Below are 26,895 nucleotides of genomic sequence, written 5' to 3'. Positions count from 1 at the left end.
AACTCCAAGTCCGAATCGATTCTTGACAACTTGGTAATAATGAATTATTGTATCAGCAAGCATATCCACATATTGTAAAATGCAATGAAGAGGAAGAGTAATTAATCACTCGAATCTTAGAGAGCCCATGCTGGTGAAATTGGGTATTCGAGCTTAATGAAAGAAGCCTTGGAGCAGTAGATCGAAAAATTGGAGTAGGTCTATCGGGGATTTCCCGTTAAAGAAATGTGCAGTAAGATAATGTATTGCTGCATATTGAGTGGGTTTTTAACCAATTTAGGTGGTAACGCGGAAGCAAGCCTTTCGTCCTTTAACAGGATGAAGGGCTTTTTATTTTGAACCTACGGAGGATAGGATATGTCAAATGAGAACATGGCAGAACTGTTATTTTCGGATGTTGGGCAGTTACCGACTGATATTTATTCACTATATCCGCCAAGAAATTTGTCTATATCTGCTATGGTTACACGTTTTGCACCGAGCCCAACGGGTTCATTAAATATTGGTGGGCTTTACGCAGCTTTAATATCAGAAAGATTAGCCCACCAAAGTAATGGAGTATTTTTCCTGCGTATCGAAGACACAGATAAAAAACGCGAAATAAAAGGTGGCATCGAAAACATTATCCATTCATTGTTATACTTCGGGATTCATTTTGATGAGGGACCTACCTTATCAGGTGGCGAAAAGGGTGCTTTGGGACCCTATAAACAAAGCTCACGAATAAAAATCTATAAGATATTTATTAAACACTTAGTGCAAAAAGGATTAGCATATCCCTGCTTCTGTGATAAGGACGATCTACAAAAGATAAGAATAAGCCAGCAAAACTTAAAAGTAACAACAGGCTATTATGGTCAATGGGCCAAACATCGAGATATTTCTTTTGGGCAAGCCAAAGAAGAGATTTTAGATGGTAAACCGTTTGTTATTAGACTTAGATCTTCAGGTTCACCAGACAGGAGAATAATATACAACGATTTGGTGAAAGGTCCGATTGAGCTACCTGAAAATTTCCAAGATATTGTTATAATGAAAACGGATGGTTTACCAACATATCACTTTGCTCATGCCATTGATGATTATCTGATGGGTACAACCCATGTCATTAGGGGCGATGAATGGCTTTCTTCTGTGCCTATCCATATTCAGTTGTTTGAAACCTTAGGTTTTGAAATACCGGAATACGGACATATTGCTCCAATAATGAAGCAAGTCGGAGCTTCAAAACGGAAATTCAGTAAACGTAAGGATCTTGATGGTACCGCTGAGTATTACAGAGAACAAGGATACCCAGGAATAGCTATAGGTGAATACTTCATGAATCTCATCAATTCTGACTTTGAAGAATGGAGAATGGTAAACCCTCATAAATCATTTAGAGACTTTTTTATCTATACCGATAAAATGAATGCCAGCGGTGCCTTATTAGACATGAATAAACTAGGTGACATCAGCAAGGATGTTATCTCAAGGCTCACGGGCAAACAAGTATTTGACCATTTATACACCTGGTCAAAGGAATTTGATTCTGAGCTATATACTTTAATTGACAAAAATAAGGAATACACTGTTAAAATTCTAAATATAGGTCGAACCATTGAGAAACCAAGAAAAGATTATTCAAAGTGGTCAGATCTAAAGACAATAATTGCTTTCTTTTATGACGAATGGTTTGAAAAGGATGTATTGGGTGGCTACAAGATACCTACAAATGTAAGTTTAGATGTTGCGAAAGAAATTGTACTAGGTTTCAGCAAAACTTATAGGTTTAATAATGAAAAGGAAGCTTGGTTCCATGAAATTAAAGAACTTGCTGTGGAACTCGGATTTGCAAAGGAAATAAAGCAATTTAAAGCCAACCCTAACCGTTACAAGGGGCATGTTGGTGATGTAGCGATGGTACTTAGGGCCGCTCTAACTAACAGAACCAATACACCTGATTTGTTTGATATTATGAAAGTCATGGGCGAAAATAGGGTTTTTGAACGAATGGAGAGATTTATGTTGTCATAAGAGTTTAAAGTAAAAATGACCGACGTTCAACCGGTCATTTTTTTCTCTTAGGATGAGAGGTGAAAAACAACTTTTTTTACAAAAAGACAATGAGAACTATATAGTGTATGACACCAAATATATTTTTACGATACATGTCAGTGAACAACAAGATATATGCATAGGAATCGCGTAGCTACTCGTTTTTTTGTTTAAGGATAATGTTCTTGTCCAAACCAAAAGACAAGAACATATATCCATAGCCGATTAGATGAGTGTCAAAAAACTCCGTATCCGAATGGAACAGCAGTATGGCTACTATCTCCGAAGGCAGAATACGGAGGTTTAGATACTCGGGAAGTTTGGGAGCGTCTGCTTTTACGGCATAGCCAGCAAAATATTGATATCAATAAACCTTATAAATATCTTTCTCTTAAGTCGGTATATGATTTATTTACTTTTTAAGACGAGCAAGGGGACAAAAAACATAATTACAATATTGACCTATTATTCAGATTAATCCTGGATCTTGATAAGAACATATATCGTTTGCAATTGATAAAACCATTTAGCCATTGTGACCTGCGACGTTATGCTCTGCCGCACCGGGAAAGCCGAAGCTGGAAAGAATTGCACAACAAACGGACGAGAGTCCCGGGTTAAAGGATGATTTAACTGTCAACCGTATGCAGGTCACCGGGCATTAAAGAAAAATGCTAGTTGTAAAAAGACGATAATTACTATAAATAAACATAATAATATAGTTTCCTTCATTTATCGAATCAAGTCGCAAAAAAAATAAATTTTATTTCGTTGATAATATTTGGCTTGACATCTATCCTTAGTTTAATGCTTTAGGCTCGATTACAATGAGGATGATGGGGGGGCATTATTTGATAAGAACCATATTAAAGATTTTAAGTTTATTATTAATCTGTTTTATTTTCTTTTCTTCAAGCCAGGTAATTGCTGAAGAAAAAAATTTAATTAAATTAGAGTATGATTACTCATCAGAAGAAATGGAAAAATGGATGGAGAATCCCTTAGTAAAAAAACAATTCGCAATTAGTTTTGATAATGATTCAACTGTACAAACACCATCCTATAAAAAGTCTGGGCTAAATGTATATGTAAATGAACAAAAAATCACTTTTAGTAGTGAACCTGTGATTTACCAAAACATTAACCTTGTTCCTTTGCGTGAAATTGCAAAAGGTTTAGGGGCAACGGTAACTTACGATAAGTCCAGTGGAACGGTCGGTGTAAAAAAGGGAGTTCGAGAATTGACTCTTACGTTAGGCAGCAAAACAGTTTATTACAATGGATCAACTGAAACTACCAGTGCAGCACCAAAAATAATAAATGGAGTTACATATGTTCCTGCGCAAGTTTTTGCAAAGGGACTAGGAGCTAGCCTGAAATTTAGTTCAAGTAATAATAGTTTGAAAATTACTATTTGAGGTCAATATAAAAGTCCATTGTCGCTGGAGAAAAGGAGAAGATATGGGACATTACGATTTTCTACCAATTATACTAGGAAGCGATGAAAACGCATATGGCAACGCCAGACTAATTCATGAGACTTATCAAATCAAGCCACTTCTGTTGTGCACACGGCTGTTAATACCAACCATGAACAGTAACTTGTTTGATCTTGTCCAAATCGATCGATTTGACCATGAAAAAGTATTTCCCGAAGCTCTGCTTTCCATATTGGAGAAACACGCTGCTCCTAACAAAAAATTAATCGTTATCCCTTGTTCGGATTATTATGCCGGGATGTTGTCCCGACATTATTGCAAATTCAAAGGACTCATCGCTAATCACTTTATTTCCGAGGAATTGCTTGATACGCTTGATACGAAAGATAAATTTTACAAACTATGTGAGAAACATGGTCTGGATTATCCGAAAACGATTGTTTGCGAGGCGCATGAGCGTGAAAGAGCGTTGGAGGGAATGGATTTTGAATTTCCCATTGTTGTAAAGCCGGAAAACAGCAATGCATACGCTTATTTGCATAGTGACTTTGAGGGCAAAAAAAAGGTGTTTTTCTTTAACACTAAGGATGACTATTTAAAGATGGTTAGAAACATGAATGATTCCGATTATAATGGAAAATTAATTATACAAGAATTTATTCCTGGTGGGGACAGTTCTATGCGAGTCATCAATAGCTATTCTGATGACAATGGAAAAGTAAAGATGATGTGTCTAGGACAGCCCGTGCTTGAGGAATATGCACCCAAAACACTTGGAAATTATGCTGCGATCATTTCTCGTTCCGATATGGATATATATTTGAAGGTAAAGGCTTTTCTTGAAAAAATCGGTTATATAGGTTATTCGAATATGGATATGAAATACGACAGCAGAACAGGCAAGTATATGATGTTTGAAATTAATCCGCGACTTGGTAGAAGCAGTTTATTTGTCAGGGCAGCAGGACTTAATATGATAGCTGCACTAATAGACAACGTTGTCTATGGTAAGGAGGAAGAATGTATATACAGTGACAAGATAGGTCTTTGGACAAATGTTCCGAAAATCATATTACAAAAATATGTAACTGAGCCGAAGTTGTCAACTGAAATTAAAAAAATGTATAAACAAAAAAAAGTGCTCAAATCACTTTGGTATAAAAAGGACTTAAACCTAAAACGAATTATAAGAATTTCAAGGTATAACTATGCACATATTAAAAATTTCCGACAGTATTATTTTAATAAGCAATAAGCTGCATCCACTTAAAATGAGAGGATATTCCTGAAAGCCTCTAGTTTTAATTTTATGAAGAATTGTAAGATGTAACTTTTTTCTGAAATAATTTACCAGATATGTTAAAACAGGCTTCCGATCTTCGGAAGCCTGTTTAGCATTGACTGAAATTGCCTCTACAAATTTAATCAACAAGAGAAACAGATTCGTACAGCACAGGAGGGGAGGGAACCTTCGTTCGAGGCGAGGGGGGGCCGGTAAACTATCCGCTCGTTCCAGGTCACGAAATCGCCGGAATTGTCGCCCAGGTAGGCTCCGAAGTCACAAAATATATACCGTTGGCGACCAAGTAGGGGGAGGCTGCATGGTTGACTCCTTCAGAATGTGCGATAACTGCCGTAACGAAGAGGAGCAGTATTGCCTGAATGGAAAATCGGACACCTATGCTGCTTTCGACAGATACGGGCAATATACGCAAGGCGGTTATTCCACCCACATTGTCGTAACGGAAGACTTCGTGGTGAGAATTCCCGACGGTATGGCGCTTGACGTTGTCGCTCCGCTTTTGTGTGCCGGAATCACAACGTATTCGCCGCTGCGCCATTGGGGAGCGCTCCCGGCAAGAAGGTAGCCGTTGTTGGACTTGGCGGACTCGGACACATGGCTGTGAAGCTCGCTAATGCTATGGGTGCTGAGGTTACGGTTTTATCCCAAACTTTGAAGAAGAAAGAAGACGGTTTACGGCTTGGCGCGGACCATTCTATGACACTAGTGATCCGGAGACATTTAAGCAACTGGCTGGTCCGTTTGACCTTATCGTGAATACCGTGAGCGCGAAGATCGATATGAGTGCCTACTTTCGCTTCTGGCGCTGGACGGTACACTCGTCAATGTAGGTGCCCCAGCGGAGCCCTTATCAGTTAACGTATTCTCACTGATCGGTCATCGTCGGCCGTTCGCCGGATCCATGATTGGCGGAATTCGCGAAACGCAGGAAATGCTTGACTTTTGCGCCAAACACCACATTGGCCCGGAGATCGAGGTCATTTCAGCTGACCAGATTGATGAAGCCTGGGATCGTGTTATAGCTTCTGATGTCCGATATCGCTTTGTCATCGATATCAGCACCATAGGGAGTGAATAAGGATTAATCCTACTCTAGGGGCACGCCGACTGGTGTGCCTCTTTACATCGGCGGGAATCGAGGAAGTGAATATGAGCTGGTCGAACAATTGGTTTCGAATGGTTATAAGGTCTTTTGGGCAAGTAAAATCGGGAAATGGGGCATGAGGCTGCACAAAAACTTAGGAGTCAAGGAAGAATTCGGAATATGCGGATCGAAGACAACTACCTTTATTTTATCAGTAACCATTCAGATGGACACGCCGCAAGAGAATGACGTTAAACTCTATCGAATGGCTCTTCCAGAATGATGGTCGCATAGTAAATAGATATCCAGATTCGGATTCATTTTTGGGCATAAAAAAAGAATTTACTTTTTAAATGTGAATGTTTAAAAAGTGTTCGAAATAATATGTTCTATAGGCATGGAAAGCATGAGCGTATGATATTGAAAAATGGAGGCGTTTTCATGAATGGTTGGATTCAGGCGGGTACGGTAGTAGAGCTCCGAGAGCAAGGACCGAAGCTGATCAAGGGGGGAATCGTAGTACTTTATCACGAGGATGAAGTGCATGCGCTTGACAACCGGTGCCCACACCTCGGTTTTCCGCTCCACATGGGAAGTTTGTGCAACGGAATTTTGACATGCCATTGGCATCATGCTCGTTTTGACGTATGCAGCGGCGGAACGCTCGACCCTTGGGCGGACGATGTTCCGGTACACGATATAACCGTTCATAACGGATTGATTTGGGTCAACCCGAATTCCCGGAACAGCAATCAAGTACAGCTGTATAAAGACCGGCTTCTGAGCGGCCTTGAGCAAAATATCGGTCTTGTCATAGCCAAGGCCATAGTCGGATTAATGGAGGCGGGTGTTCCAGAGACGGAAATCGCAGCGATTGGGATCGAATTTGGGGTCAAACAGCGCAGGCAAGGGTGGGGCTCCGGATTAACGATTCTGACCGCGATGGCCAACATCCTGCCAAAGCTTGATAAACAAGGCCGGATCCTTGCATTGTTTCAAGGATTGCAGCACACGGCGCGCGAATCAGTCGGAAGCGGAACGCGCTTCTTACTCAATCCACTTCCGAATACAGGCGTCTCCGAAGAACGGTTGAGGGAATGGTACCGCGATTGCATCGAGGTTCGGGATACGCGCGGAGCGGAACGGGTACTACTGACCGCCGTGCAGGCGGGGGCGGATGAGAAGCGGTTATTCTCTATGATGAGCATGGCGGCGACGGACCATTTCTATATTAATGGAGGGCATACGCTAGATTTCCATAATAAGGCATTCGAGAGCTTGAAGTATGTCGGGCACGAGCAGCGCAATTATGTCCTCGCTTCGCTCGTTCCGATGTTCGGGAACGCATCGCGAAGCGAAGAGCTTCATAGTTGGCAGTCTCCGGTCAATTTGATTCAGCCGTTGAAGGAAGCGTTCGAGGAACTGTCTAATAAGGGAGTTTCATCTGGAAGCGGGGGTTCTGACATCGACGACGAGGGGCTGCTCCAAGCGCTGCTTGGAGACGATCCGCTTCGGACGGTTCAAATGCTGAAGGATGCTTTGCTCAGCGGCGCCTCTCCAGTGCGCATCTCGCAAATTGCCGCATTGGCTGCGGCAGAACGGATCGTCCGCTTCCATATGCATAACGATTTCGGGGACTGGATTTCGGTGCTACACACGTTTACGCATGCTCACGCCGTTCACGAAGGTTTGATCCGCTCTGCCGATTCATCGCTGGTTCGCGGTATTTTCCATACTGCGGCTACGATTTACCTCGACCGGTTTTTGAACATCCCGGCTGCTCCGAGACCGGATGGAATGGGCGCGACTGAGGAAGTACCGCAGCCCACGGAGCTGCTTGAAATTCTCGACAAGCAACAGCAAGTGGCGTCGGCGGCGGCATGGGTGATCCGCTACTTGCGCAGTGGCGGAAAGCTAGAGCCTTTATTTAACGTATTGGGTCATGCGCTGCTTCGAGAGGATGCGGAATTCCATACCTTCCAGATGTACGAGGCGGCCGTGGCGGAATATGACCGCTGGGCTTCAGAGTCTGGGCCGTTCGCTGAGAAGGCCCGCGAAACGCTGATCCTTGCGGTTACCCGTTATTTGGCCTCGCATGCTCCGACTTCCCGTGAGACGCCTCATACGGCTAAAATTGCATGGCGGCTCCATCGCGGCGAGAAATTGTTCGAAGAATAATAAAGTGAGAAAGCCCTTACAATTATTACAGAGTAGAGGTATTAGCGGAACCATTTTTTACTTGGGAATCAGCGGTGAACCTATGGAGTATTTATCTGGATGCACATCAAAGGTACCCACATCGTGTACGGATTCGTCCGGAGCGGGGCTTGGCTGTACAGGGAACAGTTCATGACGTGCGAGTTTAGCCATGTTCGGATGAACGGAGTTACTTATGAGCGTGTGTGTGTGTGTAGCCCGATCGGCTGTTTGGAATCGATGCATCCGCGAACGGGAATGGCACGCCAAGCGTTGGAAGCGATCAGAGGAAAGAAAACTAACGGAATACGTTAGGCAGCCGGCAAGAAGAGTAGGATGTTTCAATCAACTAAAGTACTGGATGGATAAATACGATGTGTAAGTATACGAAACAAGGAGCAGACAGTATAAGGCATCTGCTCCTTTCTCTTTCAACTAATTTCCAGTCCTCTCCGGTATTAAGTGGTTATTTTAACCTAAGAAAAGGCCTTTTTATTAGTGAACATATACCAAGGCCGGTCATGGTTGACACTCACATGATCTAAATGTTATTTTTTAGTAATACCCATTTTATGGGTCACGATTTAAGGAGTGTTTTGGATGAGGTTACCCGTACATGAACGATTCATTGAAAAGGCAATAGAGTATTTACGCCAAGATCAACGACTTACAGGTCTGCTTGCAGGAGGTTCTATGGTGCACGGAGCTATGGACGAGTACAGTGATTTGGATTTAATCATTGTCTACCGCACCGAATTCCGAAGTGAGATCATGGAACAACGACTTCGCATTGCAGAAGGGCTTGGTAACCTACTCTCGGCATTCACGGGCGAGCATGTTGGTGAGCCTCGTCTGGTTATTTGTCTTTATGGTCCCGTTCCTCTTCATGTCGACCTAAAATTTGTACAACCGCAAGAACTTGAATCCCGAATCGAAAATCCGAAAATTCTTTGGGAGAGAGGTTCTGACATTACAACGATACTCAACAAAACAACGATGACTTTCCCTTACCCTGATCCGCAATGGATTGAGGACCGCTTTTGGGTATGGGTTCATTATGGAGCAACGAAACTAGGGAGAGGCGAGTTGTTTGAATTAATAGATCTTTTAACATTTATGCGAAGCACCGTTTTGGGGCCGTTGGTTCTCATTCGTAACGGCCAGCAACCTCGAGGGGTTCGAAAATTAGAGAAATACGGTGTCCAAGAACTTGAGGAGCTTAAAGGAACGATTTCCCTCCACAATTTTGATAGTTGCTATCAGGCTTTAAAAAATACGATAAATATGTACCAAAGTTTACGCCAGGTTTCGGAAATTGTAACAAAAGCGGAGGCAGAACGCATCTCTATCGAGTTTCTTAACAATGTATATTCAGCCCAATCTCAAGAGGACAAGAACTAGAAGAAGGCGTGGGTGGAGCGGATAATAGGGCTTCAAGACGCATGGCATTTTTATTAAAAATTAGTATCATATTTTAAGTAGATGTACGGTTAGGAGGTACAAAGAAACTGAATTGGGTTGCTATAAAAGGGCATTTGGTTATTACTATGAGTGTAACAAGAGAGGAAATGGATGTCCGATGACCCAATAACATATAGACTTTGAAAGCCGCATAAAATGCGGCTTTTTTTGTTACTAAGTATGTAGGTTCTTGTCGTGACTCAACGACAGAGGCCTAATTAAAATAACGGAAGTTTACTTCGATATGTAAAGAAATTAAATTCTTCTCCAATTAAATGTCATCTCTTTAGAAAAACATTAAAGTACGTATTCTAAACATTTCTTGAATTGATACTGAGAAATCAAGGGACAGGACGGACTAACCTTAGCAATTGCATAAATGTTGTACAATTAAGCTATGCGAGTGAAATCAGGTTCTTAAAGTTTTATCAAGCATCCAGCAAAATAATTCAGAAACGAAGAAAGGACAGCATTAACATGGAAAACGTACCAGTTGAAGTTAGATTGGAATCAATAAAATCTTTACAATCGACAATCAGCAAACTCGAGAATGCCTTGTCCCAGATGACCCAAAATGGCGCAAATACTACCCTAGTAAAGAAACGACTCAAAGCTGTTTCCATCGGTTTATCCATGCTAGAAAACATTTGGAATCAAAGACCCCATCATTACACCCAGGATGATTTAGCAGCAGCTCATAATGTTATTACTGGTTTAATTCCTTCAATTAAAAACAGTTATGCCAAGTCAAAGGATGGCAGTCCCCAAAAAACGCTTTTAGAAAGAAGAATTAAAGCGTTGGAACTAGCTGTTCAAGCGATTGACGATCAATCCACTAAACAAAGCCGTTAAACCAGAAACGCGTATCAATACGAAAAAGCCCGATGGATCAGCTTATACGTATATGATAAAACGAACAAAGAGTACTATTTCATCAGAGACTAGATGTTACGAAATGAGAACGGTTGGTATTTATTTCTTTGCCATGAATTTATATTATAGAAGGTTTTGTTTTCAAGGAGGTAAGAGATGGATTACATTTCGCCGAAAGAAGCGGCGTTAAACGTGAAACGGTGGCCCAAACATACCCTAGCGGCGGGTCGACGCCATTCCGTGGCTCTTCAATCGGACGGCACGGTACACGGCTGCAGGAGATAATCATTACGGCCAATGCGATGTAAGCGGCTGGCGCGATATGGTAGCGGTCGCGGCCGGGAATGTTCATATGGCAACGAACACGGGAAATGCTCATACCATCGGTCTTAGATCGGACGGTACGGTGGCGGCTGTGGGTTTGAATAAGCACGGCCAATGCGATGTAGGCGGTTGGAGCGGAATCGTGGCGGTCTCGGCGGGGAGTTATCATACCATCGGCCTAAAGTCGGACGGTACGGTCATTGCTGCGGGCCGGAATGAGCATGGCCAATGCAATGTAAGCGGCTGGCGCGACATTGTAGCGGTAGCTGCCGGCTGCGCTCATACGCTCGGCCTTAAATCGGACGGCACGGTCGTAGCCGTGGGTGATAATGAATATGGCCAATGCAATGTAAGCAAATGGCGCGGCATCCAACTGCCCGGCAGGTAGTTTTTTTATATAAGTCGCATGATATGCGGCTTTTTTTTGTTATCAATATAATTTCTTGGGCCCTGACATTCGGGAAGATCGACTTAAAATGGGTAGAAGAGAAGCGAATAATCAGGCGTTGACGCTGCCTTTTATACATGGTAACTTAGGAACATCAAATACATGTTAAATACATGTATTCTGAAAGGGGGAATATAATTACATACCAGGAGATAACAGAACAAAGCTGTTTATTTTGAAAGCGTCTACAAATCTAATGAGCCAAAGGAGAGAATTGATGAAATGAAACCCCGATTATTATTCCGCTCCAAAGGTTGGACCTGGACCCTTGCATTTGCATTGATTTTTCCCCAGCTTTTTATGCCGGGGGTCGCCGATGCCGAGGGAAGCCCTACCCCTAAGCCCGCACACTCGTCGTACCGTCTGGACCTTACGCTGCCGGACACAGCGGCCGCAGGCGACATGATAGATTATACAGTGACGCTTGCCACCTATGAGATGGCCCCTGCAACCTATGGCAATGTTTATTTTGCAGTGGATACGAGCGGGCCGGGCCACGCGGTTTACAGCTCTCCCGAGGTTCTGGGAGCCAGAGAGGTATCCTTTACTGACCGGTCGGAATTGCATAAAGAGGGCTTCCGCCTGCCTCCCCAATACTCTAACACCTCGAATTGGACGGCCGTGTTCGATCAGCCGGGCGAATATGCGGTGACCTATAAAGTCATCAGTCGGGATGGAAGCGTGGTTGCTGCCGCGGTACAGAAGGTGAATGTGACCACGGGCCAATCGCCGTATCAGATCGAGATCACGGATCTAGATCAGGCCGGTGCGGGGGAATACCTGACGCTGCCCGTCACGATTTCCACGAAAGCTCACGAGAACGAAGGAAACAAATTCGCTTATTTACAGGTGTCCAAAACCCAGGGAGACGGCGATATTATTTTCTCGGTTCAGGACGAAGAGGGACGACATCACTCGATACTGAACAGCGGGGATTATGGAACACCGGGCTTCGAGCTGCCAGCAGAGTACCATTCCACAAAGGACTGGAGCATTAAATTTTCGAAAATCGGCACCTACACCTTCAGCTATCGGCTGATCGACGGCATAAGCGGCGACGTGCTGGCAGAAGACGAGGAATCCGTGGAAGTCGTTCCCGCCTATCAAAATCTGGGCATCCAGGTGTATAACAACTATGTCATGCGGGCTGTGTTCGGCAACGAAAACGGACGCGATGTCGCTTATATGGTTCAGGTCGGCGATCCGGCCCAGCTCGTCGTCGTTGATATTCAAACCGAGGAGACGTTAAAGGCGATCGATCTGCCGGGGGCAACCGGGGCCTGGGGGATGGCAGTAGCAACGGACGGCAGGGTTTATCTCGGTTCCTACGGCACCGCTTCACTCTATCGTTATGATCCGTCGACCGATACGATCGTCAATCTCGGTGACCCGGCCGAGGGTACGGCTAGTCAAACCACTCAATTCTTCGAGCTGACCCCGGGATTGGACGGCAAAATCTACGGTGGTGTTTACCCGTCAGGCTCCGTGTTCGAATACGACCCGGTACAAGGCTTTACGAATTTCGGCAACCCTGTGCCGGGTCAGATTTATCCGCGGAGCGTGGCTTACGACAAGGAGGAGAACGTCCTGTATGTCGGAGGCGGCGGAACGAAAAACTATCTCATTCGCCATGATTTGAATTCCGATCAGAAGACCAACATCATGCCGGCGCAGTATAATCTGACGAGCACTTATGATCTGAACATCGTAGGCGACAAGCTGTTTTTGAAGATGGATCCCGGCTACAAAATGATCGTGCTGGACAAAGGAACCGGCGCAGTGATTAAAGATGATGAGCTGATTCACTCCAGAGGTGTGTCCGAGCCGCACGAGGGCAAGGTGTATTTTACTTACGGCGGCATTCTAAAAAGCTATGATCTGTCGACCAACGAAGTGAAGGAAATATACACAGGCAGTGAAAAGATCAACTTTGTCTCCAACGTAATAGGTTGGGGATCAGCCTGGATTGATGACCCCGATTATCCCGGTCCGACGCTGATCGGCGTTGCCGGTAATGCTTCGGCAAAAGTGATCAAATACAATTTGGAGCTGGGAACGCTGAAGCAGGGCGTCATGCCGCTTCCTAAGCAGCCTATCGATCTGCATATTACCGGACAGGGACCGGACGGGAAAATCTATGCCGGCGGATTTCTTCCCGGCGGCATGGGCATCTATGATCCGGGCACCGGGCTCTCCACCAATAACTCGATCGGGCAGACGGAGGGGATGACTTCCATCGGAGACAAAATGTACTTCGGCACCTATCCGGGCGCCAATATTTTTGAAAATGACACGACGAAGCCCTGGAGGAGCTCCGGTACCAACCGAACGGTGAACAAGCTGTTTGATTTGAAAACCGAGCATCTGCAGGATCGTCCGTTTGCCATGCTGGGAGCGGAAAACAAGCTGTTCATTGGCACGGTTCCGGACTACGGGAAGCTTGGCGGTGCCTTCAGCGTCTATGACCCGGTAACCCATGATTTGTCGGTTCATACGCAGATCGTGCCGAATCAGAGCATCGTGTCCTTGGCCTACAAGAACGGAAAGATTTATGCAGGCAGCTCGATCCGTGGAGGCCTCGGCAGCACGCCGACCGAAAGCGAAGCGAAGTTATTGGTGTGGGACATTGCGAAGGGAGTCAAGGAAAAAGAGCTGGTTCCTGTTCCCGGAAAAGGAGCTATCACTTCGCTGATTGAAGGTCCGGACGGGAACATCTGGGGTTTTGCCATGGGCACGCTGTTCATTTATGACCCTTCTTCCGGAGAGGTGGTGTATCAGGACGAGAAGTTTCCGGAAGCGGGCGGACAATGGAGAGATGCGAGCCTTCTGATCGGGAAAGACGGCCTCGTCTACGGAACAATGAGCGGCAAGCTGTTCTCCATCCATCCTGAGGACAAAAAAAATGACGATTATGAGGAATCAGGCCGCCTGGTTATCACGGGATCACATGGGCAACCTGTACTTTGTGACCGGTAACGAGCTCTGGCGCCATGTGATCGAGGATAACAAAGCTGCGGTTACCGAGGTGCGTCTGAACGTCAGCACCCTCGAGTTGTCCGTCGATCAAACGGCCGAAATCAAAGCGGAGGTGCAGCCATCTTTTGCAACGGTAAAGAATGTATCCTGGACCTCCAGCAACAGCGCGGTTGCTTCCGTCAGCGCTGCCGGAGTCGTCAAAGGACTGCAGCCGGGCACGGCGGTTATTAACGTCACGACACTGGATGGCAGCAAGACGGCGGAATGTGTAGTCACGGTTAAATAGCAAGACAATAAGAGGCGGCACCAAATGGAATGTTGGGTGCCGCTTTACATTTGGATTTCGCCTTACCGGACGCCGCAAATCAAGGATTGAGATTAACAACAAGGATTTAAAGTCGGAAATAAATAGGGTTGCAGCCTGGCGCTTTGGAGCGGTCAAGTTTCCTTATAGCAGTCCGTATGAGGGGGATTTCCTTCCGATTGATCATGTTGCAGTTGGAAGAATACAACAAAAATTTGAATTGACAGATCATTAAAAATACAAGTAATATACATGTATATTAAAAAGATGATTCAATTTAAGCATGGCGACCAGAAGTCACGTAACGGCGGATGGCTTCGATTGGCGCTTTGTTGCAGAAACTTATGACAGCGTTTTCTTGATCGGCTGAAAAGAAAATTAAAGGAGGAGCTTGCGATTGTTGCTGCGGATGGAATTTATTAAGCCCTCGCTGCTGGAGGCCGGGGAGGAACATCGGCTTAACTTCATGCTTGTGCACCCCTGCGGAAGAATGGAGCCGCAATCGGATATGACCTTTAGCATGACTTGCAGCGACCCGGAGATCGTTGAGGTGAACGGCAGCGTGATCACCGGGCTGAAGCCGGGCGAGACCGAAATTGCCATAGACTTTCTGGACGATAGATTTTCAGTGTTCAAATGGAAGGTTCTTGTAAGGCCGGCTGGTCAACCCGCGAAATTGAAGCTGAAGGACCGTCCGAGGATTTTGTTTTCGATCGATGAGATCGCGGATTTTCGGGAACGGATTAAGCCGGGTGACGGTAGTTCTCCGAGGATCATCGATGCATCCCTGCTATGGGAGGAATATTTATCAAAAGCAGACGCCTATGTGGAGGAAGAAAGCTTCGAGGTGCTGTATCCGTCCATATCGAATCAGTGGAAGGTTGCGCTGCCTCTGACGGAGCCGAAGCGGGTACCAGAACCGCAAGGCCATACCTTTTTCCCGTTCTGGACGATGTATGCCAGAGCGATAGAGGATCGGCTGGTCGTCATGTCCACGGCCTTCCTGGTGACGGGAGAGAGGAAGTATGCGGTTCGAGTGAAGCAGCATCTGCTGTCCCTGACTGCCTTCGGCAAATGGTATGAGTTTGACGAGCGGGGCGCGGAAGGAAATCTGAGCAACGCCCATCTGCTGCTAGGCGCTTCGTGCGCCTATGATGCCATACACAGCTTGCTGACGGAAGAAGAGCGGCGATCCATTCGCCAAGCCATCCTGGAAAAAGGGCTGCATCCGCTGGCCATTGATATTGGAAGCCATGATATGCACAACATCGTGGCAGCCAAGCAGGTGGCGATGGTGTACGGCGCGGCGGCCATTATGGATGAGAACCCGTTTGCCGCCAAATATTTGCAAGCCGGACTTACTTATCTTCAAAGCTATCTGGACCGAAAAAGGGTGTCCGGTGAAACAGAGGGGCTGCTGTACGACAATGTGGCTGCGCGCCATGCCTGGATGGCGGCGGATCTTTATCGGAGAATCAGCGGCGATGACGGCCTGGTTCAGCATCCGTATTTGCGGGAAGAGCTTCCTGAACGTTTTTTTTCGGCTGCTGGCACCGGGAGAAGAAAGCTCGTTCCCGAATCTGTCGGATTCGTTTTACAAGCTGGATATCGCTTACCTCATGGCCATGACAGCTACCCATTACGACCATCCGGCAGCGGTGTGGTACCTGCACAAGCATGCTGCAACGCATCACGCATCGCTCCTTTATTTACGGAAAGAGACTTCACCTGCAAGTCCTACGGAACTGTACGGTGCGCGCGATTCCGCGGTATTCCGGAGCGTAGGCTGGGCCGCCTTGCGGTCGGGATGGGGCGATGAGGATCATCTGCTGTGCTTTACTTCAAGCAGCTCGGCGAAGGACCATAATCACAAGGACCAGAACAATCTGGTGATCAATGTCGGCGGAGAGTGGCTGTTGACGAATCCCGGCTACCAGGATTATGTACCCGGTCCAAAGGCAGATTACACTACCGGCACGGTCGGCCACAATTCGCTGCTCGTCAATGGTCAGGGGCAGATCCACCTGGGAGGCGGGGGTCTCCGGGAGGAATTGTTACTCCCGTCATTTGAGGCGGTTGTCGGGGACGCTGCCGAAAGCTATGGCGGGCTGCTGAAACGCTATCGGCGATCTGTCCTACATATCGATTCGTCATATTATTTCATCGTGGATGACGTGGAGCTTCATCAGGAATCGGATGAGGCCGAGCTCCTGTTTCATACGACCTCGGCGGTTCTGGATGGAGAAGAGCCCAAGGCTCCGGGCGAGAACCTGGGAAGTGAATCCGTTGTATTCCAGGGGGAGAGCGCCGCACTGCAGCTCATGTTTCCTTACCCCCAGGAGAAGGTGCTCACCCTCCGTGAATACCCCGGGGCTGAAATCTATGGTTCTTATGTAGCTGTCGGTGGCACGAGGGGAAAAAGACGGCGGTTCATCACGCTAATCAATCCGCGGATCCATTACGGCGAGAGGTTGGTCATCCGTCAGGAGGAGCAGGATGCCGGAAGCCTGACTTCCGGTTTAACGGTGAAAAGGCACGGCGGGGCCGAGGATATCTGGCTGTTTTGCGCTGACGCCGTGGAAGCCCGCTACCGGGGCATGACCTTCCTGGGAGAAGCCGCCCGCTTATCGGCTAACGGCCTGCTTAATTTGTGGAAGGCTGAACGGTTGTCCGGCGGAGACATCGTTTTTGAGGCGGAGCTGCCTCTGAGTTTATACAGCGATGACCGCCGCACAACCTGCATTGTGCATAACCCCCACCCTGTGGAGGTCTCCTTCAAGCTGAAGCAGATAACTGCTAGCGTGGAAGTCAATCAAACCGCACCACCCGGCTATTATGAATGGAATCTTATGAATACCGGCAGAGGTGGTCAGGCGGAAGGGAGAGAAGCTGCATGGAAACCGTGATTTCGGAGGTCAATCCATCCGCTCCCGTCAAAAAGAGCGCTTGGAAGCGAATCCGGACCCGAATGTGGAGGGACCGTTATCTATACCTGCTGTTGCTGCCGGGTCTGCTTTACTTTATCGTGTACCGCTATCTGCCCATGCTGGGCATATCACTAGCCTTTAAAGAATACAGCCCGTTCCGGGGGTTCGCGGAGAGTCCTTGGGTCGGTTTTGCGAACTTTGCCCGGATTTTCGAAAGCCCGGAGGTTATCCAGGTTATCTGGAATACGCTGACCATTTCCTTTCTGCAAATCGCGTTCGCATTTCCGGCGCCGATCATTCTGGCCATCATGCTGAACGAGGTGGCAAATCCGCTCTTGAAAAGAGGGCTGCAGTCCATCGTTTACATGCCGCATTTTCTGTCTTGGGTCGTGGTGGTCGGCATCGTGACGATCTTCTTCCGCAACGAGGGATTGATCAACGACGTGCTGCGCGAACTGTTCGGGTTGCAGCAGACGATCCCTTTTCTCACCGAGCCCGATTATTTCCGAGCTTTTCTGGTTTTGGAGGTCATCTGGAAGGAAGCCGGCTGGGGAACGATTATTTTCCTGGCGGCGCTGGCAGGCGTCAACCCGGCTCTTTACGAGGCGGCCGTCATGGACGGCGCAGGGCGCTTCCGCCAAATCTGGCATATTACGCTGCCCGCTATCCGCAGCACGATCATTATCATGCTGATCATACGTCTGGGCGATGTGCTGGAGGTCGGCTTCGAGCAGGTGTTCCTTCAGCTGAACGCCTTTAACATGCACATCGGCAATACGCTCGACACCTTCGTGTATTACAAGGGGATCCAGCAGTCGGACTACAGCTTCTCCACCGCGGTCGGCGTATTCAAGGGTCTGGTCGGTCTTGTGCTGGTTATGGCCGCCAACAAGCTGTCCAAGCGGTTCGGCGAGCAGGGCGTATATTAGGGGCTTCGATTCTTTCTGGGAGGAGAACGACATATGAAGCAAAAATCCATCGCGGACCGCTTGTTCAGCGGCGTGAATATCAGTCTGCTGCTTGTCATATCCGCAGTCATGCTGTTTCCGTTTGTATATTTGTTCTCGGTTTCATTTTCCTCGTTCGAGGATTTTCTGGGCAGCAAACTGCTGCTCTGGCCGTCCAAATGGACGACCGACGCCTATGAATATATCTGGGCCTCCAGGACGTTCCGGCAGGCGCTGCTGAACACGTCGCTGGTTACCGTGCTCGGTACCATCGTCAATCTGTTTTTTACGGCGACGATGGCATACGCCTTGTCAAGACCGATCGTCGGCCAGCGTACCGTCATGTTTATGGTCGTATTTGCGCTCTTGTTCTCGGCCGGCATGATTCCGACCTATCTGGTCGTCCAGGAAACGGGGCTGCTTGATTCCATCTGGTCGCTTATTTTGCCGGTGGCCATCGCGCCCTTCAACCTGATTGTCATCCGCCAATTTTTCATGAACATACCAAGCGATATGATCGAGGCGGGCATCGTGGACGGCGCGAATGACCTGCAGATTTTCGGGCGCATCATCCTGCCGCTCTCGAAGCCTGCGCTCGCGGCATTCAGCCTGTTCTATGCAGTCACGCACTGGAACAACTATTTTGCGCCGATTCTGTACATCAATGATCCGGCCAAATGGACGATCCAGGTCGTGCTGAGACAGATTGTGGTGGTGGGGGAAACGACGGGCACGCTCGGAGGAGATAACATGTTCCTGGAAAATCCGCCGCCTCCCGAAACGATTCAGATGGCTGCCATTCTGATGGCGACCCTGCCGATCCTGATCGTGTATCCGTTCCTGCAAAAGCACTTTGCCAAAGGCGTCATGCTGGGCGCCGTCAAGGGTTGATGACTTCGAACGGCTGGATTATGGAGCTGTCCGAATGAATCATAAATGGAGGTCACACTCCAACATTGATAAGAATGGGGGAAAGCTCATGTTAAAGAAACACAAACTAACCGCAGTGATGGCGGCCTTGCTCTCCGTCAGCCTGACTGCATGCGGCGGACAGCCGAAAGCGGAGGAGCAGCCGAAAGCGCCGGCCTCGGGAGGGAATAACCCGGTGGAGGCTAACGAAAAGTTTACGATTACGGCAATCGATTTCCGTTACGGAGATCCGCCGCCGACCTCGAGTCCGGGCATTGACATGATCAACGAAAAATTCAATGTAGACTACAAGCCTGTTTTTGTACCGAATACCGCATTTGATGAAAAGATCAACGCCGTATTTGCATCGGGTCAGATTCCGGATATGATCGGCTTAATGTCGACCGACCTGAAAAACCGCTACAATAAGTTTGCGAAGCAGGGGGCGTTTTTGGATCTCGAGCCGTACATCAGCGATTATCCGACCTTGAAGGTTGTGCCCGATTACATATGGGACTCCATGCGGGTAAACGGCAAAATCCATGCGATTCCGCAATATGCCCCGAAGTATCAGGTCGTCACGGTGCTCCGCAAGGACTGGCTCGATAAGCTGGGCTTGAAACCACCGACAAATTACGAGGAGCTGAAAGAGGTAGCGTTGGCGTTTACGAACGGAGATCCGGACGGCAACAACAAAAAGGACACCTACGGGATCGCCATCGGCCAGGACATTAACCCAAACTTTAACCAGGGACCGTATTGGGATCCGGATGCCTGGTACCATCAGGATGCTCAGGGCAACTACATCCCGGGCATCATTGGCGATGGCCGCCGGGAGTTCATAACCATGCTGTCCGAGCTTTATAAGCAGGGAGCGATGACGAAAGACTACGCGGTACTGAACTGGGGAGACACGAACAAAGAGTTTTACTCCGGCAAGGCAGGCATCTTCATCGGAACGCCTCGCGGAATGTCGCAGGATTATATGAACGGTCTGCTGGCGATCCATCCCGAAGCCGAGTTTGTACATCTGGATCCGTTTATGGACAAATACGGAAACCAGGGACTTATGGCCGGAGCAGGTTATAACGGTCTTACCGTGCTTAGTGCCAAACTTCAAGATGAACCGGAAAAGCTGAAGAAGGTACTGGAGATGATCGATTTCGGACGCAAATTCTACCCGCAGGATCAGAAAAATGAAAAGAATGCCGATTTTGACTGGTATTCAGGCAAAGTCGGTTCAGGTTACGTCATGAAAAACGGCCTGCCTGTCTTCAACGAGAACTTCGGCAGAGACGGCCTTGGCCCATCAACGTATTATGTTGATAATTCCTCCTGGGTACCGCAGGACTCGGACAACGTATATTCCATTACGTATCAGACCAAGCAGCTGGTGGATCTTGTAGCCGCCATCGAGACGATGTACAAGGATATCAAGCTTTATATCAACCCGATCAATGGACTGGAGTCGCCGACCGACAACTCGAAAGGCGCAGAGCTGAGAAAGTATGTCATGGATGAGCAGGTAAAAATGATTGCAGGCACCCGTCCGGTTTCGGATTGGGATAAACTGGTTCAGGAGTATCTGGACAAAGGCGGTGCCCAGGTCATCCAGGAATACAACGCGAATATCAAAGAGAAGGATCCGAAGGCACTGTTTAAGTGAGACTTTGGAAATGACGCTTTAAACATGATCCGTAGGACAGCGGGGCAAATCTTTTTGCCCCTGTTCTGCATTGGAATAACTAGCGCCTATGGGAATGCGAGCTGTGGAGGAGGGAGACCTGTATCATGAAAAAGACAGCGAAAATCGGTTTGTGGTTTAACAGGCAGTCGGCGGAATACTTCTGGGGGCACGGCCAGGACCTGTTTCAGCTTTATGTGGAAGAGGTGCTTGGTCATGCGGGCATTCCTTATGCAAGGTTTGATGATGCCGAAACCCTTGAGTCATATGAACCCGATATCATCGTCGTATTGCATCCGGGAGAGAAGGAAGAGGATCTGAACCGTCTGGAGCAGTGGGCCCGCCGCGGAGCGACGCTCATCAGTTACGGCGGATTGAACCGCATGGCCGGCCGGCTGGGCTGTACCCGGTCTGCCATCAGGGATGCGGTGTATGGGGACCTGTCAGGATTAAGCTATGCGCAAGGCATACCGGTTTTAAGGGCGGTAAGCAGCGATCCGTGGATGGTGTCAGAGAAATCCGACATTCCGGTTCAAGCGGATGGCGTTCTGTGCCGGCTCCATAAAGCTGGAGCAGAGGCAGCCGCAGCCGTTCTGGAGTTTCCGCTAGGTGCAGGCCGGCTGATTCGCTGGAATGTGGACATCTCCGCGAATATCGTTATGCTTCAGCAGGGCGGCGGCCCGGTCGTCCAGGACGGCATCCCGGCACCGGACGGTACGGGAGCGGTAGACGAAGGCATTTTGAAGGCCGATGACCGGTGTGAGATGGACTGGAATGAGGACCGCTCGGTGACGGAGACCGGGATGCCATACTTTGATACGCCGTATGCAGACTGGTGGCGCGAGGTGATTGTCCGTCAGCTGATGGAGGAAGCAGATGCGCTGGGAATGACGCTTCCGTTTCTGGACTATTGGCCGGAAGGCGTCAATCAGGTGGCCATGATCTCGCACGACAGCGATTTCAACATAGAGGAGGCGGCCCAAACGACCCTGAGCGTGCTTCAGGAAAACGGCGTCCGCTCGACCTGGTGCATGATCGAACCGGGCTACTCCCCGTCGCTCTACAAAGAAATTCAGGCTGCCGGCCATGAGCTGGCATTTCACTACAATGCTTTGGAGCAGGAGAAGGGGATATGGAGCGCCGAGGAGTTTTCCCGTCAATTGAACATAATCCGGAGCACCAGCGGCGCGCCGATCATTTCGAACAAGAACCACTATACCCGCTTTGAGGGCTGGGGAGAGCTCTATGAATGGTGCGAGCAGAACGGCATCAAAGCGGATCAAACTAGAGGTCCGAGCAAAAAAGGAAATGTCGGCTTTCCGTTCGGTACCAGCCATCCGTATTACCCGATCGCTCGTTCGGATGACCGCAACCGGCTATACCGGGTGCTGCAGATCGGCTTTCTGACCCAGGACCTGGAGCATCCCACGCTATCGGATTCGTCGGTGATTGCCCCGTTTCTCGAAAAGGTGAAGGAAGTCCGCGGCGTCGCCCATTTTCTGTTTCACCAACAGCACATTCATCATCTAGGGAACGTCCGGCATGCGTTTTCGCTAGCGGTCGAAACCGCGAAGCGGCTCGGTTATGCGTTCTGGACGAGCGAGGAGATCACCCGCTGGGAGCAGGCCAGACGAGCTGCGGTGCTCCGGGTAAGCGCAGACGGTACCCTCATCACCGAGAATCTTCCGCAGGGAGCGGTCGTGCGCCAGCCGTTGGTTGCGGAGGCGGACCCGTCAGCTTCGCAGACGGACATTCGCTTTGGGCGGCCGTGTGCAGAAGCGGCGAGTATTATGAAACCAGCAGCCGAATAACGGCAATGAGGAGGAATAGACAGTGGAAGCGTTAGCGATCCATGGGGGAGCGCCGGTCAAGACCGGTCCTTTTGGCACAGGCAAAAGATTCGGGGAAGAGGAGGCCGCGCAACTGCTCGAAGCGCTGGAGCAGAACACGCTGTTTTATCATTTCGGCACCAAGGTTAAACAGTTTTTGGCCGATTTCAATGCGATGTACGGCCGGGAATTCAGTGTAGCGACATCCTCCGGCACCGCGGCGATTCATGTGGCGCTGGGTGCGGCTGGGGTCTCCGTAGGGGATGAAGTCATTACAAGCCCGATTACGGACCAGGGAACGCTGATCGGCATTCTGTACCAGAATGCGATCCCCGTATTTGCCGATCTGGAGCCTTACACTTACAATCTGGATCCGGCCTCGGTCGAAGCCTGCATTACGCCGAGAACGAAAGCGATCCTTGTCGTCCATCTGGCTGGATATCCGTGCGATATGGACCCGATCATGGAGATCGCGAGAAAGCATGGCATCAAGGTCATTGAGGATTGCGCACAGGCCTATATGACCCGGTATAAGGGGAGGCTGGCAGGCACCATCGGCGATTATGGCTGTTTCAGCACGAACGATTTCAAGCATATCTCCACCGGGGACGGGGGCATGGTGCTGATCAATTCGGGAGAGCGCGAGGATTACGAAACCGCTCACGCCTTCGCGGACAAAAACTACCGCCGTCTCGGCACCACGGTTGACCGGGGAACAAGCTATATTGCGCCGAATTACCGGATGACCGAGCTGCAGGGAGCCGTCGGAATCGCCCAGCTCAAGAAGCTGCCCTGGATTTGTGGGCGGCGTCAGCAATACGGCGACCGGCTCAATGAAGGATTGAAGGGAATCCAGGGCGTCATTCCGCCGCAGGTCGACCCGGAGCATGACTGTACATACTGGTTCTACATGCTGCGCCTTGATCTGGGCAAGCTGACGTGCAGCCGCGAAGAGTTTTGCAGGGCGCTGGAGGCTGAGGGGATTCCCAACCGTGCCGGCTATATCCCGCAAGTATGCTATTTGCAGCCGCTGTTCCAGAACCGGCAGGCTTATCCGGGGAGCCATTTTCCGTTTGACGGCAGCAGCGTCTCTTATGAGCCTGGCCGTTGTCCTGTCGCGGAGGCGATATTAGACACGGCGGTGCAGATTCCGATGAACGAATTCTACTCGCCCGAGGATATTGAGCATATCATTCAGGCGGTTGCCAAGGTGGGCGCCTATTATGCGAAAAGCGATGAATAATACGGAAGAAGTGAACGGCAGCAAGGCAACGGGGATGGGGGCTTTTGAGCGGATCGGCGTACCCGTTGATGTCGACGAGAGCAGATCCGCGGCGGTGTGCCGGAGAGCCGACGGGACCGAGCGCATCGTAATCGCAGCCCGGGGATATGTGCTGATCGCGGATCCGGGAACAGGAAACAGCACCCAGCTTTATTTTCCTGGAGGCGAGGGCCAGTATCCGTTTGCGTCGATCAGTGATTCCCGGGGATGGTTCTATACGGGAGCCGGCCGCTATTTTTTACGTTATCGATCCGTTCACTCCGGCTTTTGTCGGGCAGCACCGGGTACCTGAAGGGGAAGAGGGAGCCGGCTTTGCATTTGCCTTGAATGGAGATGGTCGGGTCTACGCAACAACTTACCCGGGAAGCTATCTGATTGAGCTCCATGCTTCGTCAAACTCCTCATGTACATTATGCAGGCTGGATTCCGAGAGGAAGTATGCCATGACGCTCGCCTGCGGAAGCGGGGGGAAGGTCTATGCCGGGCTGGGCACGACGTCGCCGGCCATCGCCTGCTTTCATAAGGAAACCGGAGTGTTGGAGATCGTACTGGAGGGGCCGCCGGATACGACGGGCAGCGCTGCCGTTCACCAAGGCTGCGACGGCGCCGTTTACGGCTGGCTGCCATCCGGAGAGAACGGAGATGGCATATGGTACCTGCTGGGCGAGCAGGGGGCAGAGCAAGTGGCGGCAGAGGAGGTTAACCCGTCCCTGTATAAGGGGGCAGGATACAACAAGCTGCACCGGGACCTTGACGCCGGTCGAGTGCTGCTGAAATGGCAGCTGTCCGACAGGCAGATCGAAATCATGGAAGCGGACGGAAGCCTGAGCCGGCTTCCGCTTGCCTACAAGGGAGGCGGAACGTCACTCTCCCCGCTGTTCGGAGGTCCGGACGGCATTCTATACGGCACTTCCAATCACCCGCTTCATCTGTTCACGTACGATGCCGCAGCCGGGCGTCTGACCGATTGGGGGCGGGGATATCGTGGAGCGGGGAGGAGGCGGCAATATTGCCGCTTATGCGGCTCAAGGCAGCCTCATCGTGGGTGCTGCTTATGCAGGCGGCATGGTCCATTTGCTGGATACGGCGAAAGAATGGTGCACGGAACCAGGACCTCAGCGGAATCCCCTGCGGATCTATGAGAATGCCGCTGTCCACAGGCCGAGATGCGCAGCCGCGCATCCGGATGGCCGCCATGTGCTGTACGGCGGCTTTCCCGGTTATGGTGCGGCCGGCGGCGGGCTCGGCATCGTGGATGTTCCGGCCGGTCAGGTGGAGATGCTGGAGAACCGGGAAATCGTCAGCGGGCAGAGTACGATTTCACTTGCAGTGCTGCCGGATGGCAGGGTATTCGGCGGCACCAGCATCGAGACGCCCGGCGGAGGAATCAGCTCGGCCGAGGAGGCGGTGATGTATGAGTTGAATTGGCCTGAGCGAAAAGTGATTCGGCGCTGGGTACCGGTTCCGGGTGCCAGGGAAATCGCTCAGCTGATTTCCGGCGCAAACGGTCTTCTCTATGGCATGACCTCGGAATCGGTGTTCTTTGTTTACGATTCAGGACTGCAAAAGATCATTCATTGCCGTGATCTTTCGTCCTGGGGCGGTATTGTCCGGCAGGGACTGCTCATGATCGAGCGGAAGGGGCATTCTTTCCTTCTGGGTCTGTTGAGCAGGGCTTTGTTCACCGTAAATACAGTGAGTATGCAGCCGAAACTGCTGGAAGTGCTTCCGGTCGAAGCGACCAGCGGAATCGCCTGCCTGAACGGAGACGTGTATTTCGGTTCCGGTGCTGAGCTGTGGCGGTATCGGATGGAAGAGGAGGGTGATTGCTTTCATGACTCGCTTTAATGGGGAAATAATGCCGCTGCTTGAGGGAATCCATACCCTTGAGGACTGGACGGTGAAGGAGTCCAGGCTGAAAGCACGCTGGCTGCAGCTGTTGGGGGAGCCCCCGGAGCCGGTAGATTACAAGCCGAGAGCCGTCGCAGACAGCGGGGGCTTCCGGGTGCTTTCCGTGCATGAGGAAGAAGATCACACAAGACAGGTGATCATGTACGAATCACCGGACGGGGATTCGATCCCGGCTTATCTGTTGATCCCTTCAGGAAAGCCTGCTGTAGGAGGATTTCCCGCTGTACTGGCCCTTCACCCGACAACCGAGAATGGAAAAGACGATGTATGTCTGACTTCCGGACGGGCGAACCGGCGGTACGGTCTAGAGCTGGTACGGCGCGGATTTGCCGTGCTGGCTCCGGACTCCATCACGTTCGGCGACCGAATCTTTCCAGGGGAAGCGCCGTTTCAAACGGGTCCATTCTATCAACGGCACCCTGCGTGGACTGCAGTCGGCAAAATGCTCTCCGATCACATGGCGGGGGTCGACGTGCTGTCCTCGCTGCCGCAGGTAAACCCACACCGGATCGGCGTCATCGGCCACTCGCTTGGCGGCTATAACGGCTGGTTTCTGGCCGGAATGGATAGACGCATCAAGGCCGTTGTCTCGAGCTGCGGATTTACGATGTTCCGCGGAGATCCGGAGCCGAACCGCTGGGGCCTTCGGGAGTGGTTTTCCCATATCCCATCCCTTACAGACAGCCTGAGCAGCGGATTCCTTCCGTTTGAGTGGCACGAAATCGCGGCGCTTGCAGCTCCGGTGCCGATGTTGATGTGGTGCGGAACGCAAGACCCGATTTTTCCGAACTGGAGGGAGATTGTCACGGGACTGGGGGAGCTGGATGGTTTGTATGATTTTCTGGGCGCTTCATCTGCTTTCGAGTGCTGGATCGGTCATGAAGGACACGATTTTCCGCCGGATATCCGGCAGCGAGCCTATGCTTTTCTTGAAAAACAGCTTGCGGAGTAAAATATATAC

21 protein-coding genes, 2 pseudogenes and 1 other annotated feature are annotated in these 26,895 nt (G+C 49.6%); all 23 genes and pseudogenes read left to right on the top strand.

The features are described 5' to 3' along the window. Positions 1-75: 75 nt before the first annotated feature. Positions 76-314 (top strand) — a binding site (T-box leader). A 43-nt stretch (positions 315-357) separates the two neighbouring features. The 23 genes and pseudogenes from gltX to XI25_RS25010 all read left to right on the top strand — a co-directional run bounded on the left by gltX (position 358) and on the right by XI25_RS25010 (position 26,886). Beyond that, positions 358-2,016: a glutamate--tRNA ligase gene (gltX, locus tag XI25_RS25100; RefSeq protein ID WP_046680743.1), complete on the top strand. Its 1,659-nt coding sequence runs from the start codon at positions 358-360 to the stop codon at positions 2,014-2,016. Positions 2,017-2,888: 872 nt separating this feature from the next. After that, on the top strand, positions 2,889-3,455 hold the full coding sequence (locus XI25_RS32545) for a copper amine oxidase N-terminal domain-containing protein (RefSeq protein WP_235440344.1): 567 nt from the start codon (positions 2,889-2,891) through the stop codon (positions 3,453-3,455). A 43-nt stretch (positions 3,456-3,498) separates the two neighbouring features. Beyond that, the gene (locus tag XI25_RS25090) at positions 3,499-4,731 is read left to right on the top strand and encodes a carboxylate--amine ligase (protein WP_046680742.1); all 1,233 of its coding nucleotides are present in this window, start codon (positions 3,499-3,501) and stop codon (positions 4,729-4,731) included. Between the two features lie 224 nt (positions 4,732-4,955). Continuing rightward, a pseudogene (locus XI25_RS25085) lies at positions 4,956-5,857 on the top strand (NAD(P)-dependent alcohol dehydrogenase); the annotation flags it as partial. 34 nt (positions 5,858-5,891) lie between these two features. Then, entirely contained in the window at positions 5,892-6,146 is a 255-nt protein-coding gene (locus XI25_RS25080; protein ID WP_046680741.1) for a hypothetical protein, read from the top strand. Positions 6,147-6,304: 158 nt separating this feature from the next. After that, positions 6,305-8,041 carry a Rieske (2Fe-2S) protein gene (locus XI25_RS25075; protein WP_046680740.1) on the top strand — a complete coding sequence of 579 codons (1,737 nt, stop codon included), beginning with the start codon at positions 6,305-6,307 and terminating at the stop codon, positions 8,039-8,041. Between the two features lie 99 nt (positions 8,042-8,140). Then, positions 8,141-8,374, top strand: coding sequence for a hypothetical protein (locus XI25_RS33125; protein WP_152669219.1), 234 nt, complete (start codon positions 8,141-8,143; stop codon positions 8,372-8,374). A gap of 285 nt (positions 8,375-8,659) precedes the next feature. Next, positions 8,660-9,460, top strand: coding sequence for a nucleotidyltransferase domain-containing protein (locus XI25_RS25070; protein ID WP_046680739.1), 801 nt, complete (start codon positions 8,660-8,662; stop codon positions 9,458-9,460). Positions 9,461-9,997: 537 nt separating this feature from the next. Then, positions 9,998-10,372 (top strand): hypothetical protein, encoded by a 375-nt coding sequence (locus XI25_RS25065; RefSeq protein ID WP_046680738.1) that lies wholly within the window; start codon positions 9,998-10,000, stop codon positions 10,370-10,372. A 177-nt stretch (positions 10,373-10,549) separates the two neighbouring features. After that, a pseudogene (locus XI25_RS25060) lies at positions 10,550-11,087 on the top strand (RCC1 domain-containing protein); the annotation flags it as partial. Positions 11,088-11,387: 300 nt separating this feature from the next. After that, entirely contained in the window at positions 11,388-14,141 is a 2,754-nt protein-coding gene (locus XI25_RS25055; protein WP_046680737.1) for a PQQ-binding-like beta-propeller repeat protein, read from the top strand. Then, positions 14,113-14,427, top strand: a complete 315-nt coding sequence (locus XI25_RS25050; protein WP_052759765.1) for an Ig-like domain-containing protein — start codon at positions 14,113-14,115, stop codon at positions 14,425-14,427. Before XI25_RS25055 ends, XI25_RS25050 begins: the two co-directional genes overlap by 29 nt. 415 nt (positions 14,428-14,842) lie before the next feature. Then, positions 14,843-16,264 carry a DUF4962 domain-containing protein gene (locus tag XI25_RS35375; protein ID WP_235440342.1) on the top strand — a complete coding sequence of 474 codons (1,422 nt, stop codon included), beginning with the start codon at positions 14,843-14,845 and terminating at the stop codon, positions 16,262-16,264. Continuing rightward, positions 16,242-17,351 carry a heparinase II/III domain-containing protein gene (locus XI25_RS35370; RefSeq protein WP_235440340.1) on the top strand — a complete coding sequence of 370 codons (1,110 nt, stop codon included), beginning with the start codon at positions 16,242-16,244 and terminating at the stop codon, positions 17,349-17,351. Before XI25_RS35375 ends, XI25_RS35370 begins: the two co-directional genes overlap by 23 nt. Beyond that, positions 17,339-18,301: an ABC transporter permease gene (locus XI25_RS25040; RefSeq protein ID WP_046680736.1), complete on the top strand. Its 963-nt coding sequence runs from the start codon at positions 17,339-17,341 to the stop codon at positions 18,299-18,301. The genes XI25_RS35370 and XI25_RS25040 overlap by 13 nt, the downstream gene beginning before the upstream one ends. A 33-nt stretch (positions 18,302-18,334) precedes the next feature. After that, entirely contained in the window at positions 18,335-19,210 is an 876-nt protein-coding gene (locus XI25_RS25035) for a carbohydrate ABC transporter permease (protein WP_046680735.1), read from the top strand. Between the two features lie 88 nt (positions 19,211-19,298). After that, on the top strand, positions 19,299-20,894 hold the full coding sequence (locus XI25_RS25030; protein WP_046680734.1) for an extracellular solute-binding protein: 1,596 nt from the start codon (positions 19,299-19,301) through the stop codon (positions 20,892-20,894). A 125-nt stretch (positions 20,895-21,019) separates the two neighbouring features. Further along, positions 21,020-22,723, top strand: a complete 1,704-nt coding sequence (locus tag XI25_RS25025) for a hypothetical protein (protein WP_046680733.1) — start codon at positions 21,020-21,022, stop codon at positions 22,721-22,723. Positions 22,724-22,745: 22 nt separating this feature from the next. After that, the gene (locus tag XI25_RS25020) at positions 22,746-23,984 is read left to right on the top strand and encodes a DegT/DnrJ/EryC1/StrS family aminotransferase (protein ID WP_046680732.1); all 1,239 of its coding nucleotides are present in this window, start codon (positions 22,746-22,748) and stop codon (positions 23,982-23,984) included. Then, positions 23,965-24,315 (top strand): hypothetical protein, encoded by a 351-nt coding sequence (locus XI25_RS35365; protein WP_235440338.1) that lies wholly within the window; start codon positions 23,965-23,967, stop codon positions 24,313-24,315. Before XI25_RS25020 ends, XI25_RS35365 begins: the two co-directional genes overlap by 20 nt. Before the next feature lie 151 nt (positions 24,316-24,466). Then, complete coding sequence (locus XI25_RS35360; RefSeq protein WP_235440337.1) at positions 24,467-25,165, top strand: hypothetical protein; 699 nt, start codon at positions 24,467-24,469, stop codon at positions 25,163-25,165. Then, a complete protein-coding gene (locus XI25_RS35355; protein WP_235440334.1) occupies positions 25,098-25,871 on the top strand; it encodes a hypothetical protein in 774 nt (257 codons plus the stop codon). Before XI25_RS35360 ends, XI25_RS35355 begins: the two co-directional genes overlap by 68 nt. Continuing rightward, positions 25,858-26,886, top strand: a complete 1,029-nt coding sequence (locus tag XI25_RS25010) for an alpha/beta hydrolase family protein (RefSeq protein ID WP_046680731.1) — start codon at positions 25,858-25,860, stop codon at positions 26,884-26,886. The genes XI25_RS35355 and XI25_RS25010 overlap by 14 nt, the downstream gene beginning before the upstream one ends. Positions 26,887-26,895: the final 9 nt, after the last annotated feature.

This window comes from Paenibacillus sp. DMB20 (assembly GCF_000987955.1).
Lineage (GTDB): Bacteria > Bacillota > Bacilli > Paenibacillales > Paenibacillaceae > Paenibacillus_AQ.
This window is presented reverse-complemented; position numbering and strand designations above follow the sequence as displayed.

Coding starts and splice junctions, on each gene's coding strand:
- gltX (WP_046680743.1), top strand. CDS start 358: ATGTCAAATGAGAACATGGCAGAACTGTTATTTTCGGATGTTGGGCAG.
- XI25_RS25090 (WP_046680742.1), top strand. CDS start 3,499: ATGGGACATTACGATTTTCTACCAATTATACTAGGAAGCGATGAAAAC.
- XI25_RS25075 (WP_046680740.1), top strand. CDS start 6,305: ATGAATGGTTGGATTCAGGCGGGTACGGTAGTAGAGCTCCGAGAGCAA.
- XI25_RS33125 (WP_152669219.1), top strand. CDS start 8,141: ATGCACATCAAAGGTACCCACATCGTGTACGGATTCGTCCGGAGCGGG.
- XI25_RS25070 (WP_046680739.1), top strand. CDS start 8,660: ATGAGGTTACCCGTACATGAACGATTCATTGAAAAGGCAATAGAGTAT.
- XI25_RS25065 (WP_046680738.1), top strand. CDS start 9,998: ATGGAAAACGTACCAGTTGAAGTTAGATTGGAATCAATAAAATCTTTA.
- XI25_RS25055 (WP_046680737.1), top strand. CDS start 11,388: ATGAAACCCCGATTATTATTCCGCTCCAAAGGTTGGACCTGGACCCTT.
- XI25_RS25050 (WP_052759765.1), top strand. CDS start 14,113: ATGGGCAACCTGTACTTTGTGACCGGTAACGAGCTCTGGCGCCATGTG.
- XI25_RS25040 (WP_046680736.1), top strand. CDS start 17,339: ATGGAAACCGTGATTTCGGAGGTCAATCCATCCGCTCCCGTCAAAAAG.
- XI25_RS25035 (WP_046680735.1), top strand. CDS start 18,335: ATGAAGCAAAAATCCATCGCGGACCGCTTGTTCAGCGGCGTGAATATC.
- XI25_RS25030 (WP_046680734.1), top strand. CDS start 19,299: ATGTTAAAGAAACACAAACTAACCGCAGTGATGGCGGCCTTGCTCTCC.
- XI25_RS25025 (WP_046680733.1), top strand. CDS start 21,020: ATGAAAAAGACAGCGAAAATCGGTTTGTGGTTTAACAGGCAGTCGGCG.
- XI25_RS35365 (WP_235440338.1), top strand. CDS start 23,965: ATGCGAAAAGCGATGAATAATACGGAAGAAGTGAACGGCAGCAAGGCA.
- XI25_RS35360 (WP_235440337.1), top strand. CDS start 24,467: ATGACGCTCGCCTGCGGAAGCGGGGGGAAGGTCTATGCCGGGCTGGGC.
- XI25_RS25010 (WP_046680731.1), top strand. CDS start 25,858: ATGACTCGCTTTAATGGGGAAATAATGCCGCTGCTTGAGGGAATCCAT.